This is a genomic window from Brucella ciceri, assembly GCF_041930145.1.
Taxonomy (GTDB): domain Bacteria; phylum Pseudomonadota; class Alphaproteobacteria; order Rhizobiales; family Rhizobiaceae; genus Brucella; species Brucella intermedia.
The window spans coordinates 494,866-510,514 of sequence record NZ_JBHEEV010000001.1 but is presented as its reverse complement, the minus strand read 5'-3'; the positions used below and the strand labels follow the sequence as shown (position 1 = coordinate 510,514).

Genomic DNA, 15,649 nt, shown 5'->3' with positions numbered 1-15,649 from the left:
ATCGCGCTATGACCAGCCATATTCCTCATCGAGATCCTGAAATTTTTTCAGGTCAACGATGTCGCAATATTGCTGATAGGTAATCATGTCGCCCGCGCGGGCCTTCGGCGTCCCGTCACGTTTCAGCACCGACAGCGTGTCGCTCACCGCCTTCACTGCCGAAAACAGCGTGGACAGCGCATAGAACACAACATTGAAACCCATCTGTTCGAGATTGGCGGCTGTCAGGGCCACGGTTTCGTTGCCATCGACAATGCTGACGACCTTCGGTCCTTCGACGTGCCGGGCGACGGTTTCGATTTCCGCGATGGTCTTGATGCCATCGACGAAAACAAGATCGACACCCGTATCCTGATACATTTTCGCGCGGCGAATGGCTTCTTCCGCTCCGGCCGCAGGCATGGCGTCGGTGCGGGCGATGAGGAGAAGGTCCTTGTCGGCCCGCGCCGCGATGGCGCATTTGAGACGACGCACATTTTCTTCCGCCGGGATCAGCCGGATACCGGCAAGCTGGCCGCAGCGCTTCGGCGCCATCTGGTCTTCAAGATGAATGGCTGCCACACCGGACTGGATATATTCCTCCACCGTGCGAACGATATTGGCCGGGCCTCCATAGCCCGTATCCGCATCGGCGATGACGGGAATATCCACCACGCGGGTCATATCCCGTGCATGGGTCGTCATCTCGGTCTGGGTGAGAAGGCCAAGATCGGGCGTGCCGAGACGGTTTGCCGTCGCGCCGAACCCGGTCATGTAGATGGCAGGAAATCCCGCCTGCTGCACGAGGCGGGCGGTCAGCGGATCAGGCGCTCCCGGCGCCTGAACGATGCGGCCGGTTTCGATGAGGTTTTTCAGGGCCCTGGCCTGTGTCATCGTCGTCTCCTAGAACATTTCCAGCAAAAAATGAGAAACGGTTTTGCGCTGGATAATGCGACAAAACAAATAGTGAGAGTGGCTCCGGCGATCCTGTTAAAACAGCAACCGCTCTATCGTCCGCCTGAAACATCAAGCACGACGCCGGTGATATAGGCCGCGCCCGGCGACAGCAGCCAGATGGCCGCGTCGGCAACTTCATCGGCGGTTCCAAGCCGTTTCAGCGGAATGAGGTCGGCCATCTTTGCGATGTTGGCCGGATCTGCGAACACGTCTTTCTGGATTTCCGTGTCGATCACGCCGGGGGCGAGAGCGTTGACGCGGATTTCCGGCGCGAGTTCCTTGGCAAGCGCATAGGTATAGGACGCGATAGCGCCCTTGGTCGTGGCATAGGCGATGTTGCCGACCATGCCGCCGGTGCGCCCGGCGATGGAGGAAAGGCCCACCACGGATTTGTTCGGCTTGGCTCCCGGATTGTTGAGGAAAGCACTGGAAACGTAGAACACGCTTTTCAGGTTGACGGCCAGAACCCTGTCCAGCTCGTCCGCATCGAAATCCTTCACGGTCATGCGCTGGCCGATGATGCCTGCATTATTGACCAGATGGTCGATGCCGCCCCATCTGGTGCCGATGTCTTGCGCTGCGCGGTCAACCGCGGCCTTGTCCGAAACATCCACAAGGGCCGTCAGAACCTGCTCGCCGTGCCTTTCCGCCATTTCCTCAAGGCGCGCGCCGTTCACGTCCCAAAGCACGACCCGCGCCTTGAGCGGGATGAGCTTTTCGGCAATCGCCTTGCCGATGCCGGATGCGCCGCCGGTGACGAGCACCACGCGGTCCACGAAGAAATCGGTCGGGAACGCTGGCGGGGCGTTGTATGCGGTCATGAATTATCTCCTCCTCGAAAACGAACGCCGCAGCGCGCTCATGGATCGCCGATGAGAATCCCTGGGACTCGACCATATGGCGACGGTGACTTTAAAAGCCATGTGAGCGGCAATCTGTCAATCTGAGGTACAAGATTTTGTATGCTACTTGTAAAGTGATTGTTGCCGGGCTAATCATTGCAATGGAGCGAGGCGACAATGACCGGAATTGCGCCGATGGGCATCCGTGCGGGGTTGTCCGTTCGGGAAACCCTGTCCGACTGGTCCGGTCAACTTTCCGCCGAAGCTCCAAACGGGAGGCGCGCACTACCGCGTGACAGCTTCCGCAACGATTATTGCATGCCGCTCATGCTGGGACATGGGCGGAGATCTGGGAGGATATCGTGGTCAATTCCACTGTGAGCGCGGTCGGCGCAACGCCCGACCTGCGCGACAGCACCATTCGCAAGCTCAATCTGCGGATCGTTCTGTTCTGCTTCATCTGCTTCATCGTCAACTATCTCGATCGGGTGAATATCGGCTATGCCGCGCTTCACATGAACAACGATATCGGCCTGACACCCTATATGTTCGGCGTCGGCGCGGGCATCTTCTTCATCGGCTACATGCTGTTCGAAGTGCCGAGCAACATGATGCTGCACAAGCTCGGCTCGCGCGTCTGGATAGCGCGCATCATGGTCACGTGGGGGCTCGTGTCCTGCGCCATGGCTTTCGTGCAGGGGCCGGTTTCGTTCTACATCCTGCGCTTCCTGCTGGGCGTTGCGGAGGCCGGTTTCGCGCCGGGCGTTCTGCTTTATCTCACCTATTGGTTCCCGGCCAAGGAACGCGGCCGCGCAACGGCGCTGTTCATGACGGCAACCGTACTTTCCATCGTCGTCGGCGCGCCATTCTCCGGCTGGCTGATGGATGCCGGCGAGGGGCTTTTCGGCCTGCATGGCTGGCAGGCAATGTTCATTCTTGAAGGGCTTCCCGCCGTGATCCTCGGCGTCGTGACGTTCTTCTATCTGGTCGATAGTCCGGAAAAGGACAAGCACTGGCTGAACCCGGATGAACGCGCCTGGCTGATGGCTGAACTTGCCAGGGAAAATCAGGGCAAGCAACCCGATACAAGGCATTCGCTGAAGGAAGTTTTCAGCGACTACCGCGTCTGGCTTCTGACGCTCGTCTATATGTTCAACGGCATTGCTGTTTATGGCGTCATCATGTGGCTGCCGCAGATCGTCAAGAGCCTTGGCGATTACAGCGCGGCCCAGACGGGGCTTATTTCCGCCATTCCGTTCGTGTTCGCAGCCATCGGGCTTGTGGTGATCTCGCGCAGTTCGGACCGTACCGGTGAACGCAAGATACATACGGCGATTGCGGGTCTGTTCGGCGGCGTGTTCCTTGCCGCCAGTGCGCTGTCTCCATCACCGGTCCTGAGCCTCGTGCTCCTGTCGGTCTGCGCCTTCTTCCTCTGGTCCTATCTGGGCGTGTTCTGGACGCTGCCGACCCAGTTCCTGTCGGGCGCGGCTGCCGCAGGCGGACTTGCCGCCATCAACGGCTTCGCGCAGCTTGGCGGCTTCACTGGGCCTTATCTCGTCGGCTGGGTCAAATCCACGACCGACAGCTTTTCGCTGTCGCTGCTGGCCCTGTCCATATTCCCGATAATCGGCTTCTTCCTCTGCATGAGCCTGAAAGCCAAACGGGACTGATCCGGGTGACGGGCCTGTTCTTCGATCAGGCCCGTTATCGTCACGAGTGTAATTCGAGTGCGGTTTCAACCGCTCTATACGTCGCAAGAAGGCGTCTGTAAGATTCGGACATGAGAGAGATTCGAGGCAAGAGCAAGAAGTCGCTGGCAAGCAGCATCGCGGAACGGATTCGCGGTGCGATCGTCGATGCGGAGTTTCTATTCGGTGAAAACCTCTCCGAAGATATGCTCGCTGCGGCTTTCGATGTCAGCCGTACGCCGGTGCGCGAGGCGCTCAACATTTTGCAGATGCAGGAACTGGTCCACATCGTTCCCAAGTCCGGCACCTATGTTTTCACGCCCACGCAGGAAGACATAGCCGAACTGTGTGATTTTCGCGTCGGCCTCGAAGATCAGGCCATGCGCCTGGCGCTGGTCTGCAATCGCAAGAAACTCGTTTCACAATTGAAGAAGCAGTACGATCTCATGCGTGCGGCCATAGACGACGACGATCTGCGCGCCTATGGGCGCTGTGACACCGAGTTCCATCTGGCGTTCTTCCGGGTCTGCGGCAATCGTTATCTCGCGCGCGCCTATGACAGCATTCTGGGACGTGTCGCAGCCTTGCGGACACATCTGGCAATCGGTGCCGAAGGCGAACCCGCCCGCTCCTTTGCTGACCACGCCGTCATCATCGAACTCGCCGAGGCCGATAAGCCCGGGGAACTGAGGGAAATTCTGGAAGCGCATATCATGCGCACCAAGACCAATTACCTGAATGCCTTCAGCCGGTTGCCTCGCCAGCCGGGCGACAGCCGCACGATGCGCCTGCGCCGACAATTGTCGCTGACGAACGAATAAGGTTCCCGATCAGTCTGCCCATTCCACATCGGTGGTGAAAGCGATGGTCAGCCACCGGTCCGGCCCTTCGCCCCCGAGCGCATCGCCGATTTCATCACGCAATGCATCCCATTCCTCAAGCTTTCGGGGCGGAAGATTGGGCGGAACGATGAAATAGAGTTCGATCTGCTTGCCGCGGCCGACCTTGGCGACATAAGCGCGGTATGAGAGAAAGCCGTGCTGCCTGACGAACTGTTCCGCAATGGCATCGACGTGCTTTTTGAGGTCCAGAGGCGTCACGAGGAATATGTCAGCCAATGCCTGTCTGATCGTCCCGATCGGCATCGGAATGATGACAAGACAGACGACCGCCAGAACCGCGGGATCGATATAAGGCGTCAGCCAGCCGAGTTCTGTTCCGTCGATGACATAGCCGACCGAAAAAGCGATCAAAAGCGCTGCCGTAATGCCGCCCGACATGATCCAGGCTTTGGCGTCGAGCGCGACGAAATCCGATTTCAGGGTCCGGTTTGCGCGTGTTTCTAGCAAGGCCATGCCGAGGCACGCGATCAGGGCCACGACGGCATAGAAGATCGCATAGCTGAATTCGAGGTCGCGTCCGCCATCCATCAGGCTGCCGACAGCGTTTATGAGGGCGTAGATTGCGACGCCGGTCAGCATCATGCCGTTGAGGCCAAGCACCATTGGTTCCAGATGCCAGAAACCCATCGTGAAGCGATCACGCAGTTTTCCGCGGGGTTGTTCCGGCAGGGCCGAGAGTGCGATGAGACGCGAGACGAGAAGGGCAAGTCCGCTCATGGCTGCGTCGGCAAGCATGTAAACGCCGTCGAATACTATAGAAAATGAGCCGGATAACAGGCCGAAGACGACGCCGAAACCAGCAACCAGAATAGTAACCGCTATTGATAGTTGAAGAATAGATTGTTCACTGCGCAATTTGTACTCCGATTTAAACCACATGCAACGCGGTTTGGCTTCGGAGTGCGCTTCTTCAAGCGCCGAGCCAATTCCGCGTTGCACGGCAAATCTACACCGGCAGCGTGAAACTGGCAAATCGTGTCAGCTATTCGATATTTTCAGGCCCATTCCGGTACGCGGGTGGCCGATTCCCGCAGGATGAGCTCGACCGGCCATAATTCATGGATATCGGATGCGGCGCGTCCGTCGAGTATGTCCATCAGGAGGTCGGCGCAACGTTTGCCGGCTGCGCGCATGGACGAGCGTGTCGCGGTCAGCGAGGGGACCATATTGTCGGCGCTCAGAAACGAGATGACGTCATCGTGGGCGATGACGGAAATATCCTTGCCGATGGTCAGGCCGAAGGAGCGCGCCGCCCGGTATATGCCAAGCGCGGTCATCATGGAACCGGCAACGAATGCAGTCGGGCGGGGGTCGCGCTCCAACAGCTTGCGGGCGAGACGATAGCCGATTTCATCGGTGAAATCGCCGTGCTGGACGAGATCTGGGTCGAAGGCGATGCCTCTGCTTTCGAGGGCTTTGCGGTAGCCTTCGTCACGGTGAAGCGAGAAGGTGAAGCCGTAGCGGCCATTGATCATGGCGATGCGCCGATGGCCGAGATCGAGCAGATGGGCAGTCGAGCGATAGACCGCCCCTTCATTGTCGATGTCGAGCCAGGCGTGCGGAATGCCGGTTTCGGAACGTCCGTGCACGAGAAAAGGCATGCCCAGTTCATGCAGCATGCGGATGCGCTCGTCGTTTGGCTTGGGAGAGGTCACGATGATAGCATCGACGCGATGGCTGGTGGCGAGCCGTCTGCACAGTTGCACTTCGTCATCGGTTCCGTTGTTGGCAATCGGGCTGACAAGAATATCGACTTCATCCTGGCAAAGCCGTTCCGCCATGCCCCGCATGAACTCGGCGAAATGAAACTCGCTGTTGCGTCCCATCACGACACCGATTGCACCGGCGCGACCGGTCACCAGCCTGACCGCGTTGACGTTGGGGCGGTAACCAAGGCGCACAGCCTCGTCCATCACCCGCTTGCGCGTGCTTTCCGCCACTTCGGGATAGCCGCTCAACGCCCGGCTGACGGTCGTGGCCGAAAGGCCCAGATGTTTGGCGAATTCACGGAGCTTCATTTGGCTTTCGAATTATACAGGCAGGCAAGGCGGCGGATTATAGCCGCTTCCCTGCGATTAACAATTGGTCGGCTGAGTTCTTTGATACGCTGCAAGATATAGGGTGCACGAAAACCAAACCGATTTCAAGTTTGTTTGAATTCTTACTCCTGCATGCTGCAACGAAACCGAGCCCGAAATGCTGATCAACAACGAAATGAATCCATAACCCTTTGAATTATCGTGCTCAGACGTTCGGAAATGCGTAAATAGGGTCCGCTCCGGATTCTGCTGCTTGACAGAAATGCGGTCCTCTGCAACCTTTTCGTCATCCAAACCGTTTTCGATTTTATCAAACCGCTTACAGAATGGATGGGAGGAGGGAACTATGAAGGTTTTTCAAGGTGTGCTCGCAGCGGGCGTGGCGCTTGGTCTGGCGACGGTGAGCGCCCATGCGGTGGAGATTTCCATCGCCGCCAATTCGACGGGCAACAACATCAAGTTTCTGCAGGAGCAGATCGTCAAGTTCGAGAAAGATACCGGCAACAAGGTCAATATCGTCTCGATGCCGCCGTCGAGCAGCGAGCAGTTCAGCCAGTATCGCCTTTGGCTGGCAGCCGGTAACGCTGATATCGACGTTTACCAGACCGACGTGGTCTGGGCGCCGCAACTGTCGGACCAGTTTGTCGATCTGACAGAGGCGACCAAGGACGTGACCGGCGCTCACTTTCCTTCCATCATCGCCTCGCAGACGGTGAACGGCAAGCTGGTTGCGCTGCCATTCTATACCGACGCGCCAGCGCTTTTCTATCGCAAGGATCTGCTCGAAAAATACAATAAGCAGGTTCCAAAGACCTGGGACGAAATGACGGCAACCGCCAAGGAAATCATGGACAAGGAGCGAGCGGAAGGAAAGTCCGACCTCTGGGGCTTTGTATTTCAGGGTAATGCCTATGAAGGCCTGACCTGCAACGCGCTCGAGTGGGTCAAGTCGTCGGGCGGCGGCCAGATTGTCGAAGCCGATGGCACCATTTCCATCAACAATGAAAAGGCGGCGGCGGCCATCGACCGCGCCAAGGGCTGGATCGGCTCAATTTCGCCGCAGGGCGCGCTTGCCTATCAGGAAGAGGAATCGCGCGGTGTCTGGCAGACCGGCAATGCCGTGTTCATGCGCAACTGGCCTTATGCCTATGCGCTCGGCAACAGTGCCGATAGCGGCGTGAAAGGCAAGTTCGACGTGGCGCCATTGCCTGCCGGGGCGGAGGGCGATGCACCTTCCTCGACGCTGGGCGGCTGGAACCTTGCCGTTTCAAAATATTCCACCAAGCAGGATGCAGCCATCGCGCTGGTCAAATATCTGGCCTCGCCGGAAGTGCAGAAGGTGCAGGCGATAGAGATTTCGCGCCTGCCGACCATCGAAGCGCTTTATGATGACAAGGATGTCATTGCAGCCCAGCCTTTCATGGCCAACTGGAAGCCGATTTTCCAGAATGCCGTGCCGCGCCCGTCTGCTGCGACAAAAGTAAAATACAATGAAGTCTCATCGAAATTCTGGACGGCGGTGCACAAGACGCTTTCGGGCAACGGCACGGCTGCGGAGAATCTCGAAATGCTTGAGGTCGAGCTGACCGAGCTGGAAGGCTCCGGCTGGTAGCCCCGTCAAGCCGCGTTCGGGCGGCCTCCCAAGCCCCTTTAGGGCAGTCCGAACGCTCCAATCTCCCTGAGCACGACCAAGAGTGGGATCATGACGGAGACTTCTCTCGATATTTCGGGGAATTCGGCCACGAACAGCCGGGTTCATTCCGATCTGCGCGCGCAGCGTATCAGGTCAGCCTGGCTGTTTCTTGCGCCCACGCTGGCGGTACTGGCGCTGGTGGCAGGCTGGCCGCTGCTTCGGACTGTCTATTTCAGTTTCACCAATGCATCCCTGACGAGCCTTGGCACGGCGGAATTCGTCGGCTTCAACAATTATCTGTCATGGGTGACGCTGAAAAGCGGGCGCACCGTCTATCGTGGTCTGCTGGCTGACCCCGCCTGGTGGGGCGCGGTCTGGAATACGATCCGGTTCACCGTTCTGTCGGTCAGTCTGGAAACTGTCTTCGGATTGATCGTCGCACTGGTGCTCAACGCGAACTTCCGGGGGCGCGGGCTTGTGCGCGCCGCAATCCTGATCCCCTGGGCCATCCCGACCATCGTTTCGGCCAAGATCTGGCACTGGATGCTCAACGATCAGTTCGGCATTCTCAATCATATTCTGCTCAATCTGGGGCTCATAAGCCAGAAGATCGCATGGACCGCCAATCCGGACACCGCAATGATTGCGGTTCTGATCGTCGATGTCTGGAAGACGACGCCCTTCATGGCGCTGCTCATTCTGGCCGGTTTACAGATGGTGCCAACGGATATTTACGAGGCAGCCAGGATAGATGGCGTGCACCCGCTGAAGGTGTTCTGGCGGGTGACGCTGCCGCTGATCCGTCCGGCGCTGATGGTGGCCATCATCTTCCGGATGCTGGATGCCCTGCGCATATTCGATCTCATCTATGTGCTGACGCCCAACAATGCGCAGACGAAAACCATGTCGGTCTTCGCGCGCGAAAATCTCTTCGATTTCGACAAGTTCGCCTATGGTGCGGCGGCATCGACGATGTTGTTCCTCATCATCGCGGCCATCACCGTGCTCTACATGTTCTTCGGGCGCGTCAACGTCGGCAGGGGGGACTAGCATGATGCATTATGTAAAAACCCTGGGCTTTTATCTGCTGGTGGCACTCATCATCCTGATCGCAGTGTTCCCGTTCTACTATGCGATCATCACCAGTGTGAAATCCGGAACGGCGCTGTTTCAGGTCGATTACTGGCCGACCAGTTTCTCGATTGAAAACTATGCCAGCGTGCTGACCCAGGGCAGCTTCCTGCGCAGCCTCGGCAACTCGCTCATGGTGGCGACCGTGGTGGTGGCAATCTCGCTGTTGCTGGCGGTGACAGCGGCCTATGCACTGGCCCGTGTAAGTTTTCGCGGGCGAGGGCTGCTGCTTCTTACCATCCTTTCGGTGTCCATGTTCCCGCAGATCGCCGTTCTGGCAGGGCTGTTCGAGTTGATCCGCTTCCTCGGCATCTTCAACACGCCGCTGGCGCTGATCTTCTCCTATATGATCTTCACACTGCCGTTCACGGTCTGGGTTCTCACCACCTTCATGCGCGACCTGCCGGTCGAGATCGAAGAAGCCGCCATCGTGGACGGCGCATCACCATGGGTCATCATCACGCGGGTTTTCATGCCGCTCATGTGGCCCGCGCTGGTGACGACCGGGCTGCTCGCCTTCATCTCGGCGTGGAACGAGTTCCTGTTTGCGCTCACCTTCACCTCCTCGGGCAGCCAGCGCACCGTGCCGGTGGCCATCGCGCTTCTGTCCGGCGGCAGTCAATTTGAAATCCCATGGGGCAACATCATGGCGGCTTCCGTCATCGTGACGGTTCCCCTCGTCATCCTCGTGCTCATCTTCCAGCGGCGGATCGTGTCCGGTCTGACGGCAGGCGGCGTAAAGGGTTAGGTACAACCATGGCAGAGCTTCAATTGCGCGATGTGCGCAAATCTTTCGGCAATTTCGAGGTCATCCGGGGCGTGGACATGGATATCCGGCCCGGCGAGTTCATGGTTTTCGTCGGCCCTTCCGGCTGCGGCAAGTCCACGCTGCTGCGCCTCATTGCCGGGCTGGAGGAAATCTCCTCGGGCAGTCTTTCCATTGACGGAACGGTGGTCAACAGCTTTGCGCCGTCGAAGCGCGGTATCGCCATGGTGTTCCAGTCCTATGCGCTTTATCCGCATATGACGGTCTATGAAAACATGGCCTTCGGCATGCAGCTTGCGGGCAAGGACAAGCAGGAATGCAAGGCCCGGATTCAGGCCGCCGCGGAGATGCTGCAACTCACACCTTATCTGGAGCGCCTGCCGCGTCAGCTTTCGGGCGGCCAGCGCCAGCGTGTCGCGATTGGCCGCGCCATTGTGCGCGATCCGAAGGTTTTCCTCTTCGACGAACCCTTGTCCAACCTCGATGCGGCACTACGTGTGGCTACAAGGCTTGAGATCGCCAAGCTCCACGAGAGCATGGAAGACACCACCATGATCTATGTGACGCACGATCAGGTGGAGGCGATGACCCTGGCTGACCGCATCTGCGTGCTGCGCGATGGACGCGTGGAGCAGATCGGAACGCCGCTTGAGCTTTACGAAAAGCCGAATTCGCTTTTCGTCGCCGGGTTCATCGGGTCGCCGAAAATGAACTTCCTGACCGGCAGCTATAGTGAGCCTTTCGGGGCGCATACGGTGGGTCTGCGCCCCGAACACCTCGCCATCGTTGCCGAGGGAGGCCACTGGACCGGTCGGGTGATTCATAGCGAAATCCTCGGTTCCGATACCTATGTCTATATCGATCTCGGCCTGGAGGAGCCGCTGGTGGTCCGCGAAAGCGGCGTGGCAGCGCGTAAATCAGGCGAGACGCTCTCGGTTTCCCCCTTGGGGGACGACATTCATCGCTTCGATGAAAAGGGCCGCGCCGTCTGACGCCGACCTCCCAAGCTCAACGACACATGAGACAAATGGGCGGTGACGCCCGCAGCAAGGAGAATATTCGTGCCTATTCGTACAATCGTCTGGGGTGAAAACATTCACGAGCAGATCAATGAAACCGTGCGTTCGGTTTATCCGGACGGTATGCACAACACCATCGCAGGCGCGCTGAATGAGGACAGTGCCATCGAAGCGACGACCGCCACCTTGCAGGAGCCTGAGCACGGCCTGACCGAAGAGCGTCTTGCCGAAACGGACGTGCTGGTCTGGTGGGGGCACAAGGACCATGGCGGCGTCAGCGACGAGGTTGTGGAGCGCGTGGCAAGGCGCGTCTTTGAAGGCATGGGCCTGATCGTGCTCCATTCAGGGCATTTCTCCAAGATATTCAAGCGGCTGATGGGAACGCCCTGCGCGCTGAAATGGCGCGAGGCGGGTGAGCGCGAGCGGCTCTGGGTAGTCAATCGCGGCCATCCGATCACACAGGGGCTGGATGAGAATTTCGTGCTGGAGAACGAGGAAATGTACGGGGAGCAGTTCTCCGTGCCGGAACCGCTCGAAACGGTTTTAATCTCGTGGTTCGCCGGCGGTGAAGTCTTCCGGTCGGGGATGACCTGGCGGCGCGGTGCAGGCAATGTGTTCTATTTCCGTCCCGGTCACGAGACCTATCCTACCTATCACGATGCGAATGTGCGGACAGTCCTGCGCAATTCGGTGAAATGGGCCTATAATCCGCAACCGGCATGGGCGGGCATCCATACCGCGCCGAATGTCCCGGTGGACCAGGCGCCGGAGCCGATCGTGGAGCGTGGTCCGAAATTGCACAAGCCGGGCGAAGCCGGCTATCGCTGAGGTGCATCATGCGTCTTCTTATTCTTGGAACAGGCGGCATGGCGAAGAACCATGTCGAAGCCTTCAAGGCCATCAACGGTGTGGAGGTTGTCGCGGCTTGCGATGTTTCGGCGGTGCGTGTCGATGCGTTTTCGGAAAACCATGGCATTCACAACCGCTTCACGCGGCTTGAGGATGCGCTGGAATGGAACCGCTTCGACGCGGTTGCCAATGTGACGCCGGACGCCATTCACCACCCGACCACGCTTGCGCTGGTCGGGGCAGGCAAGCATGTCTTCTGCGAAAAGCCGCTGGCTGAAAGCTACGAGAAAGCCGCCGAAATGGCCGACGCCGCCGAGCAGGCGGGCGTCGTCAACATGGTCAACCTCACCTATCGCAATGTAGCGCCGCTGCAGAAGGCGCGCGAAATGGTGCTGGCGGGCGAGATCGGACAGGTGCGCCACTTCGAGGCGTCCTACCTGCAAAGCTGGCTGGTCTCCAAGGCGTGGGGCGACTGGAAAACCGAGAGCAAGTGGCTCTGGCGGCTTTCAACCCGGCACGGTTCCAACGGCGTTCTGGGCGATGTCGGCATTCATATTCTCGACTTCGCGACCTATGCGATCGGCAGCGATGTGGAGCGGGCTTCGGCGCGTCTCAAGACTTTCGAGAAGGCGGACAACAACCATATCGGCGAATATGTGTTGGATGCCAATGACAGCTTTGTCATGATGGCCGAATATGCCAATGGCGCGCTGGGTGTCATTCACGCCAGCCGCTGGGCGACAGGTCATCTCAACGAGCTGCGGCTGCGTATCCACGGCGACAAGGGCGCGCTGGAAATTCTTCACACACCGACCGGCTCGAGCCTGCGTGGTTCCATCGGCGAGGATATCGAAACCCCGGTATGGCGGGACATTGATGCGGGAACGGTGGAGACGAATTACCAGCGGTTTGCCCGCGCGGTGGCCGACGGGGCGCAACTGGAACCGGGTTTCCGCCATGCGGCCAATCTGCAACGTGTGCTCGATCATGCGATGATCGTGGACAGGCCGTTGCCGGAGGTTGTTGCCGGTTAACATCTCCAGGAAATGAAACCCTCCCGCAAGATGCGGGAGGGTTTATGCATCAGGACTGCTGGTCCTTCACGAAGGTTTGGTCCACTTCGCCGCGGAAGAATTCGCGGCCATAGATCAGCAGGCAGAGGATGACGCCGGTGGCGAAAGCCCATCCGGCACCGCGCGTTGCCAGTACCGCGCCTGTAATGCCTGCGATGCCGAGGTCGCGCTGCGAGCGGGCTTCCATGACACCGATACGCACCGAGACATAGCCCTGGATCAGCAGAGTGAGCGTCAGCGCCACGCCGAGGATCGGCTGGACAAGTGTCACGATCGGCATCAGGAACAGGCCGGTATTGGTGCCCCAGCGGAACGAACCCGCGCCGCCGAAGATCGAGTGCATCGACTTCTTGCCCTTGGAAAAGCGCTCGCAGATAACCACCTGCATTGCCGCCCATACCGGGCCGCACATCGTCACATCGGGACCTAGGATCGACATTCCCGTATTGCGCATGCCGAAAACGAGGTGCGCGCGGTTGGGATTGTAGTCGATCTTCTCGTCGGGGCGGTGCTGCTGGGCTTCCCCGATAATCGACTTGGTTTTCAGAACATCGCCGAACAGGACAATATAAGTTGCAAGCACCGTTGGCAGAGCCGTGAGGAACATGGAAAGCGGCGGCATGCCGAGGCCGAAGATCGTATATTCGCGCCACAGTGTCGCGAAATCCGGAGACGAGATCGTCCACTGGAATTCCGGCCATTTGGCCTCCCCGAATAGCGGGGCAATCACCACGGCAAGCAGGATGCATGGCAGTACGCCGAGCTTTCCGATAAGGCCGAAAAAGCCGCCATTGCGCGACAGGCGGTTAAACTGCGGCGAGAACATCAGGTAAAAGCAAAGGCCGATGGCAATCGAGATCGTGAACGGAAACGTGTCGAAATTTCCGCCGATCTTGAATACCGAAATGACAGCCGAAAAACCGGCGCCGATGATGATGCCGGATTTAATCGCTTGCGGGATCGCGGCGATCACTCTGTTTGCGATGCCGGTCGCGCCGATGAAGATGGACAAGAGCCCCAGCATCATCTGGAAGGACACAAGCGCGTGTATGCGTTCCGGGCCTTCAGGGAAGGTCGAGCAATAGGCCATGATGAGGGGGACGGCAGGCGTGATCCAGCCGGGAACGACCGGGTCGCCGAGCAGATGGTGGGTTAGATAGAAAAGCCCGTTCAGCACCACCACGGCAAGCGCCACTTCGAAGGGCATTCCAAGAAGCTCCGCCATGAGCGGGATCGCCGACAGGTCGACGGCGCACATGAGAAGCCCCTGGCAATAGTCAGGCCACTCGAATTTGTAATGGACAAAAGGCAAGCGAATTTTGAACGGTCCGGCAGGCCAATAGGGCTGCTCCTGACCGTCGATACGTTCAGTGCTCAATTTATTCTCCGGGACATAGGAAAGGTTGCGCGGAAGCGGCTATCAGCACGCTTCTGCGGTCCTCAACCTTCAGGTCGTTGTGGCAGAGCGGTTCCGGTTAACGCAGAGCTGTCGGAACCGCACTAAAGATTTGCTGTGTCGCATTTCCAGAAAAAAGCGCGTCGCATTTTTGCTGGAGATGCTCGCGCTCAAAAAGCTTCGCGGTAAAGCGCCAGGGCGTCGGCCTCGGTCACGTCGACCGGGTTGTTGCCCAGAAGCCGTGTCTGCAGCATCGCATCGCGTGCCAGCGTTTCGAGGCTGTCTTCCGTCACGCCGACATCACGCAGGCGGCGCGGCGCGCCCGACTTGTTCATCAGCTCTTCCATATAGGTTACGAAAGCCGCTGAACGCTCTTCCGTCGTGCCTTCGGATTTCTCCAGCAGCAGATCGGCAAGTTCGGCGTAAAGCGCGGCTGCGCCTGCCATATTGTAGCGAAGCACCGGCCCCAGCATCAGCGCATTGGAAAGGCCGTGCGGCACATGGTAGTGGCCGCCAAGCGGGTAAGCCAGCGCGTGAACAGCGCCGACAGGCGAGTTGGAAAAGGCCTGACCGGCATAATTGGCGCCGAGCAGCATGGCCTCGCGGGCATGACGATCATTGCCATTTTCGCAGGCCGCAATCAGGTTCGCTGAAAGAAGCTTCAGCGCCTCGCGGGCGAACGCATCGGAGAGCGGGTTCTTCTTGATCCGGCTCGTATAGGCTTCGATCGCATGAACCATGGCATCAATGCCGGTCGCAGCCGTATGAAGCGCGGGAAGACCGCAGGTCAGTTCTGCATCGAGGATTACGAAATCAGCGTAAAGCTGGCGAGCGACGACGCCCATCTTCGTGGTTTCGCCCGTCGTCAGAATGGTGATGTTCGTGACTTCCGAACCCGTTCCGGCGGTGGTCGGAATCTGGATCAGCGGCAGACGTCCGCCCTGTACCTTGCCGATACCGTAGAGCTCGGAAAGCTCCTGTTCGGAAACAATCAGCACGGCGGCGAGCTTGGCGATATCCATGGAGGAGCCGCCGCCCAGACCAAGCACGATATCGCAACCGGCAGCCTTTGCCTGCTCGACGCAGGCAAACAATACGGATTCCGGCGGATCGGCTACCACGTCGTCGAACACGCTGATACCGAATCCCGCCTTTTCGAGCGAGGCCAGCGCATGGTTGAGGACGCCGGCCTTGTGCAGGCCCTTGTCCGTCACGATCAGAATCCTGCGTTCCGAAAACCGTTCGCCGAGGATTTCGCCGAGGCGCTTCGCAGCGCTCCATTCGACGAGCATCGAGCCGACGGTGTCGAACGAAAATGGCTTGATCTCTGTTGTCATCATTCCACCCTTTTCACTTTCACCAGCGCCGAGGTCTC

General features: G+C 58.8%; 14 protein-coding genes. 8 read left to right on the top strand and 6 right to left on the bottom strand.

The window, feature by feature from the left end:
• Positions 1 to 6: 6 nt before the first annotated feature.
• Together JNC63_RS02310 and JNC63_RS02305 are read right to left on the bottom strand one after the other, a co-directional pair.
• Positions 7 to 873: an isocitrate lyase/PEP mutase family protein gene (locus JNC63_RS02310; protein ID WP_006468410.1), complete on the bottom strand. Its 867-nt coding sequence runs from the start codon at positions 871 to 873 to the stop codon at positions 7 to 9.
• 113 nt (positions 874 to 986) lie between these two features.
• Positions 987 to 1,757 (bottom strand): SDR family NAD(P)-dependent oxidoreductase, encoded by a 771-nt coding sequence (locus JNC63_RS02305; protein ID WP_006468411.1) that lies wholly within the window; start codon positions 1,755 to 1,757, stop codon positions 987 to 989.
• A 383-nt stretch (positions 1,758 to 2,140) separates the two neighbouring features.
• Here JNC63_RS02305 and JNC63_RS02300 point away from each other — a divergent pair, with 383 nt between their 5' ends.
• Both JNC63_RS02300 and JNC63_RS02295 read left to right on the top strand, forming a co-directional pair.
• Positions 2,141 to 3,448 carry an MFS transporter gene (locus JNC63_RS02300; RefSeq protein ID WP_006472460.1) on the top strand — a complete coding sequence of 436 codons (1,308 nt, stop codon included), beginning with the start codon at positions 2,141 to 2,143 and terminating at the stop codon, positions 3,446 to 3,448.
• A 110-nt stretch (positions 3,449 to 3,558) separates the two neighbouring features.
• Positions 3,559 to 4,287 carry a GntR family transcriptional regulator gene (locus JNC63_RS02295; protein ID WP_006468413.1) on the top strand — a complete coding sequence of 243 codons (729 nt, stop codon included), beginning with the start codon at positions 3,559 to 3,561 and terminating at the stop codon, positions 4,285 to 4,287.
• A 9-nt stretch (positions 4,288 to 4,296) separates the two neighbouring features.
• On the opposite strand, the gene JNC63_RS02290 is transcribed toward JNC63_RS02295, so the two are convergent.
• Together JNC63_RS02290 and JNC63_RS02285 are read right to left on the bottom strand one after the other, a co-directional pair.
• Positions 4,297 to 5,223, bottom strand: a complete 927-nt coding sequence (locus JNC63_RS02290; protein WP_025092094.1) for a cation diffusion facilitator family transporter — start codon at positions 5,221 to 5,223, stop codon at positions 4,297 to 4,299.
• Between the two features lie 140 nt (positions 5,224 to 5,363).
• On the bottom strand, positions 5,364 to 6,386 hold the full coding sequence (locus tag JNC63_RS02285; protein ID WP_006468415.1) for a substrate-binding domain-containing protein: 1,023 nt from the start codon (positions 6,384 to 6,386) through the stop codon (positions 5,364 to 5,366).
• A 367-nt stretch (positions 6,387 to 6,753) separates the two neighbouring features.
• Between JNC63_RS02285 and JNC63_RS02280 the strand changes: the two genes are divergently transcribed.
• The 6 genes from JNC63_RS02280 (at position 6,754) to JNC63_RS02255 (ending at position 12,839) form a co-directional block, all read left to right on the top strand.
• Positions 6,754 to 8,019, top strand: a complete 1,266-nt coding sequence (locus tag JNC63_RS02280; protein WP_006472462.1) for an ABC transporter substrate-binding protein — start codon at positions 6,754 to 6,756, stop codon at positions 8,017 to 8,019.
• Positions 8,020 to 8,109: 90 nt separating this feature from the next.
• Entirely contained in the window at positions 8,110 to 9,090 is a 981-nt protein-coding gene (locus tag JNC63_RS02275) for a carbohydrate ABC transporter permease (RefSeq protein WP_006468417.1), read from the top strand.
• A gap of 1 nt (position 9,091) precedes the next feature.
• The gene (locus JNC63_RS02270; RefSeq protein ID WP_006472464.1) at positions 9,092 to 9,919 is read left to right on the top strand and encodes a carbohydrate ABC transporter permease; all 828 of its coding nucleotides are present in this window, start codon (positions 9,092 to 9,094) and stop codon (positions 9,917 to 9,919) included.
• Between the two features lie 8 nt (positions 9,920 to 9,927).
• Positions 9,928 to 10,929, top strand: coding sequence for an ABC transporter ATP-binding protein (locus JNC63_RS02265; RefSeq protein ID WP_006468419.1), 1,002 nt, complete (start codon positions 9,928 to 9,930; stop codon positions 10,927 to 10,929).
• Positions 10,930 to 10,998: 69 nt separating this feature from the next.
• Positions 10,999 to 11,784 carry a ThuA domain-containing protein gene (locus JNC63_RS02260; protein ID WP_006472465.1) on the top strand — a complete coding sequence of 262 codons (786 nt, stop codon included), beginning with the start codon at positions 10,999 to 11,001 and terminating at the stop codon, positions 11,782 to 11,784.
• An 8-nt stretch (positions 11,785 to 11,792) separates the two neighbouring features.
• On the top strand, positions 11,793 to 12,839 hold the full coding sequence (locus JNC63_RS02255) for a Gfo/Idh/MocA family protein (protein WP_006468421.1): 1,047 nt from the start codon (positions 11,793 to 11,795) through the stop codon (positions 12,837 to 12,839).
• 49 nt (positions 12,840 to 12,888) lie between these two features.
• Here JNC63_RS02255 and JNC63_RS02250 read toward each other — a convergent pair whose 3' ends face one another.
• Together JNC63_RS02250 and JNC63_RS02245 are read right to left on the bottom strand one after the other, a co-directional pair.
• Positions 12,889 to 14,256 carry a hypothetical protein gene (locus tag JNC63_RS02250; RefSeq protein WP_006468422.1) on the bottom strand — a complete coding sequence of 456 codons (1,368 nt, stop codon included), beginning with the start codon at positions 14,254 to 14,256 and terminating at the stop codon, positions 12,889 to 12,891.
• A gap of 188 nt (positions 14,257 to 14,444) precedes the next feature.
• The gene (locus JNC63_RS02245) at positions 14,445 to 15,614 is read right to left on the bottom strand and encodes an iron-containing alcohol dehydrogenase (protein ID WP_006472466.1); all 1,170 of its coding nucleotides are present in this window, start codon (positions 15,612 to 15,614) and stop codon (positions 14,445 to 14,447) included.
• Positions 15,615 to 15,649: the final 35 nt, after the last annotated feature.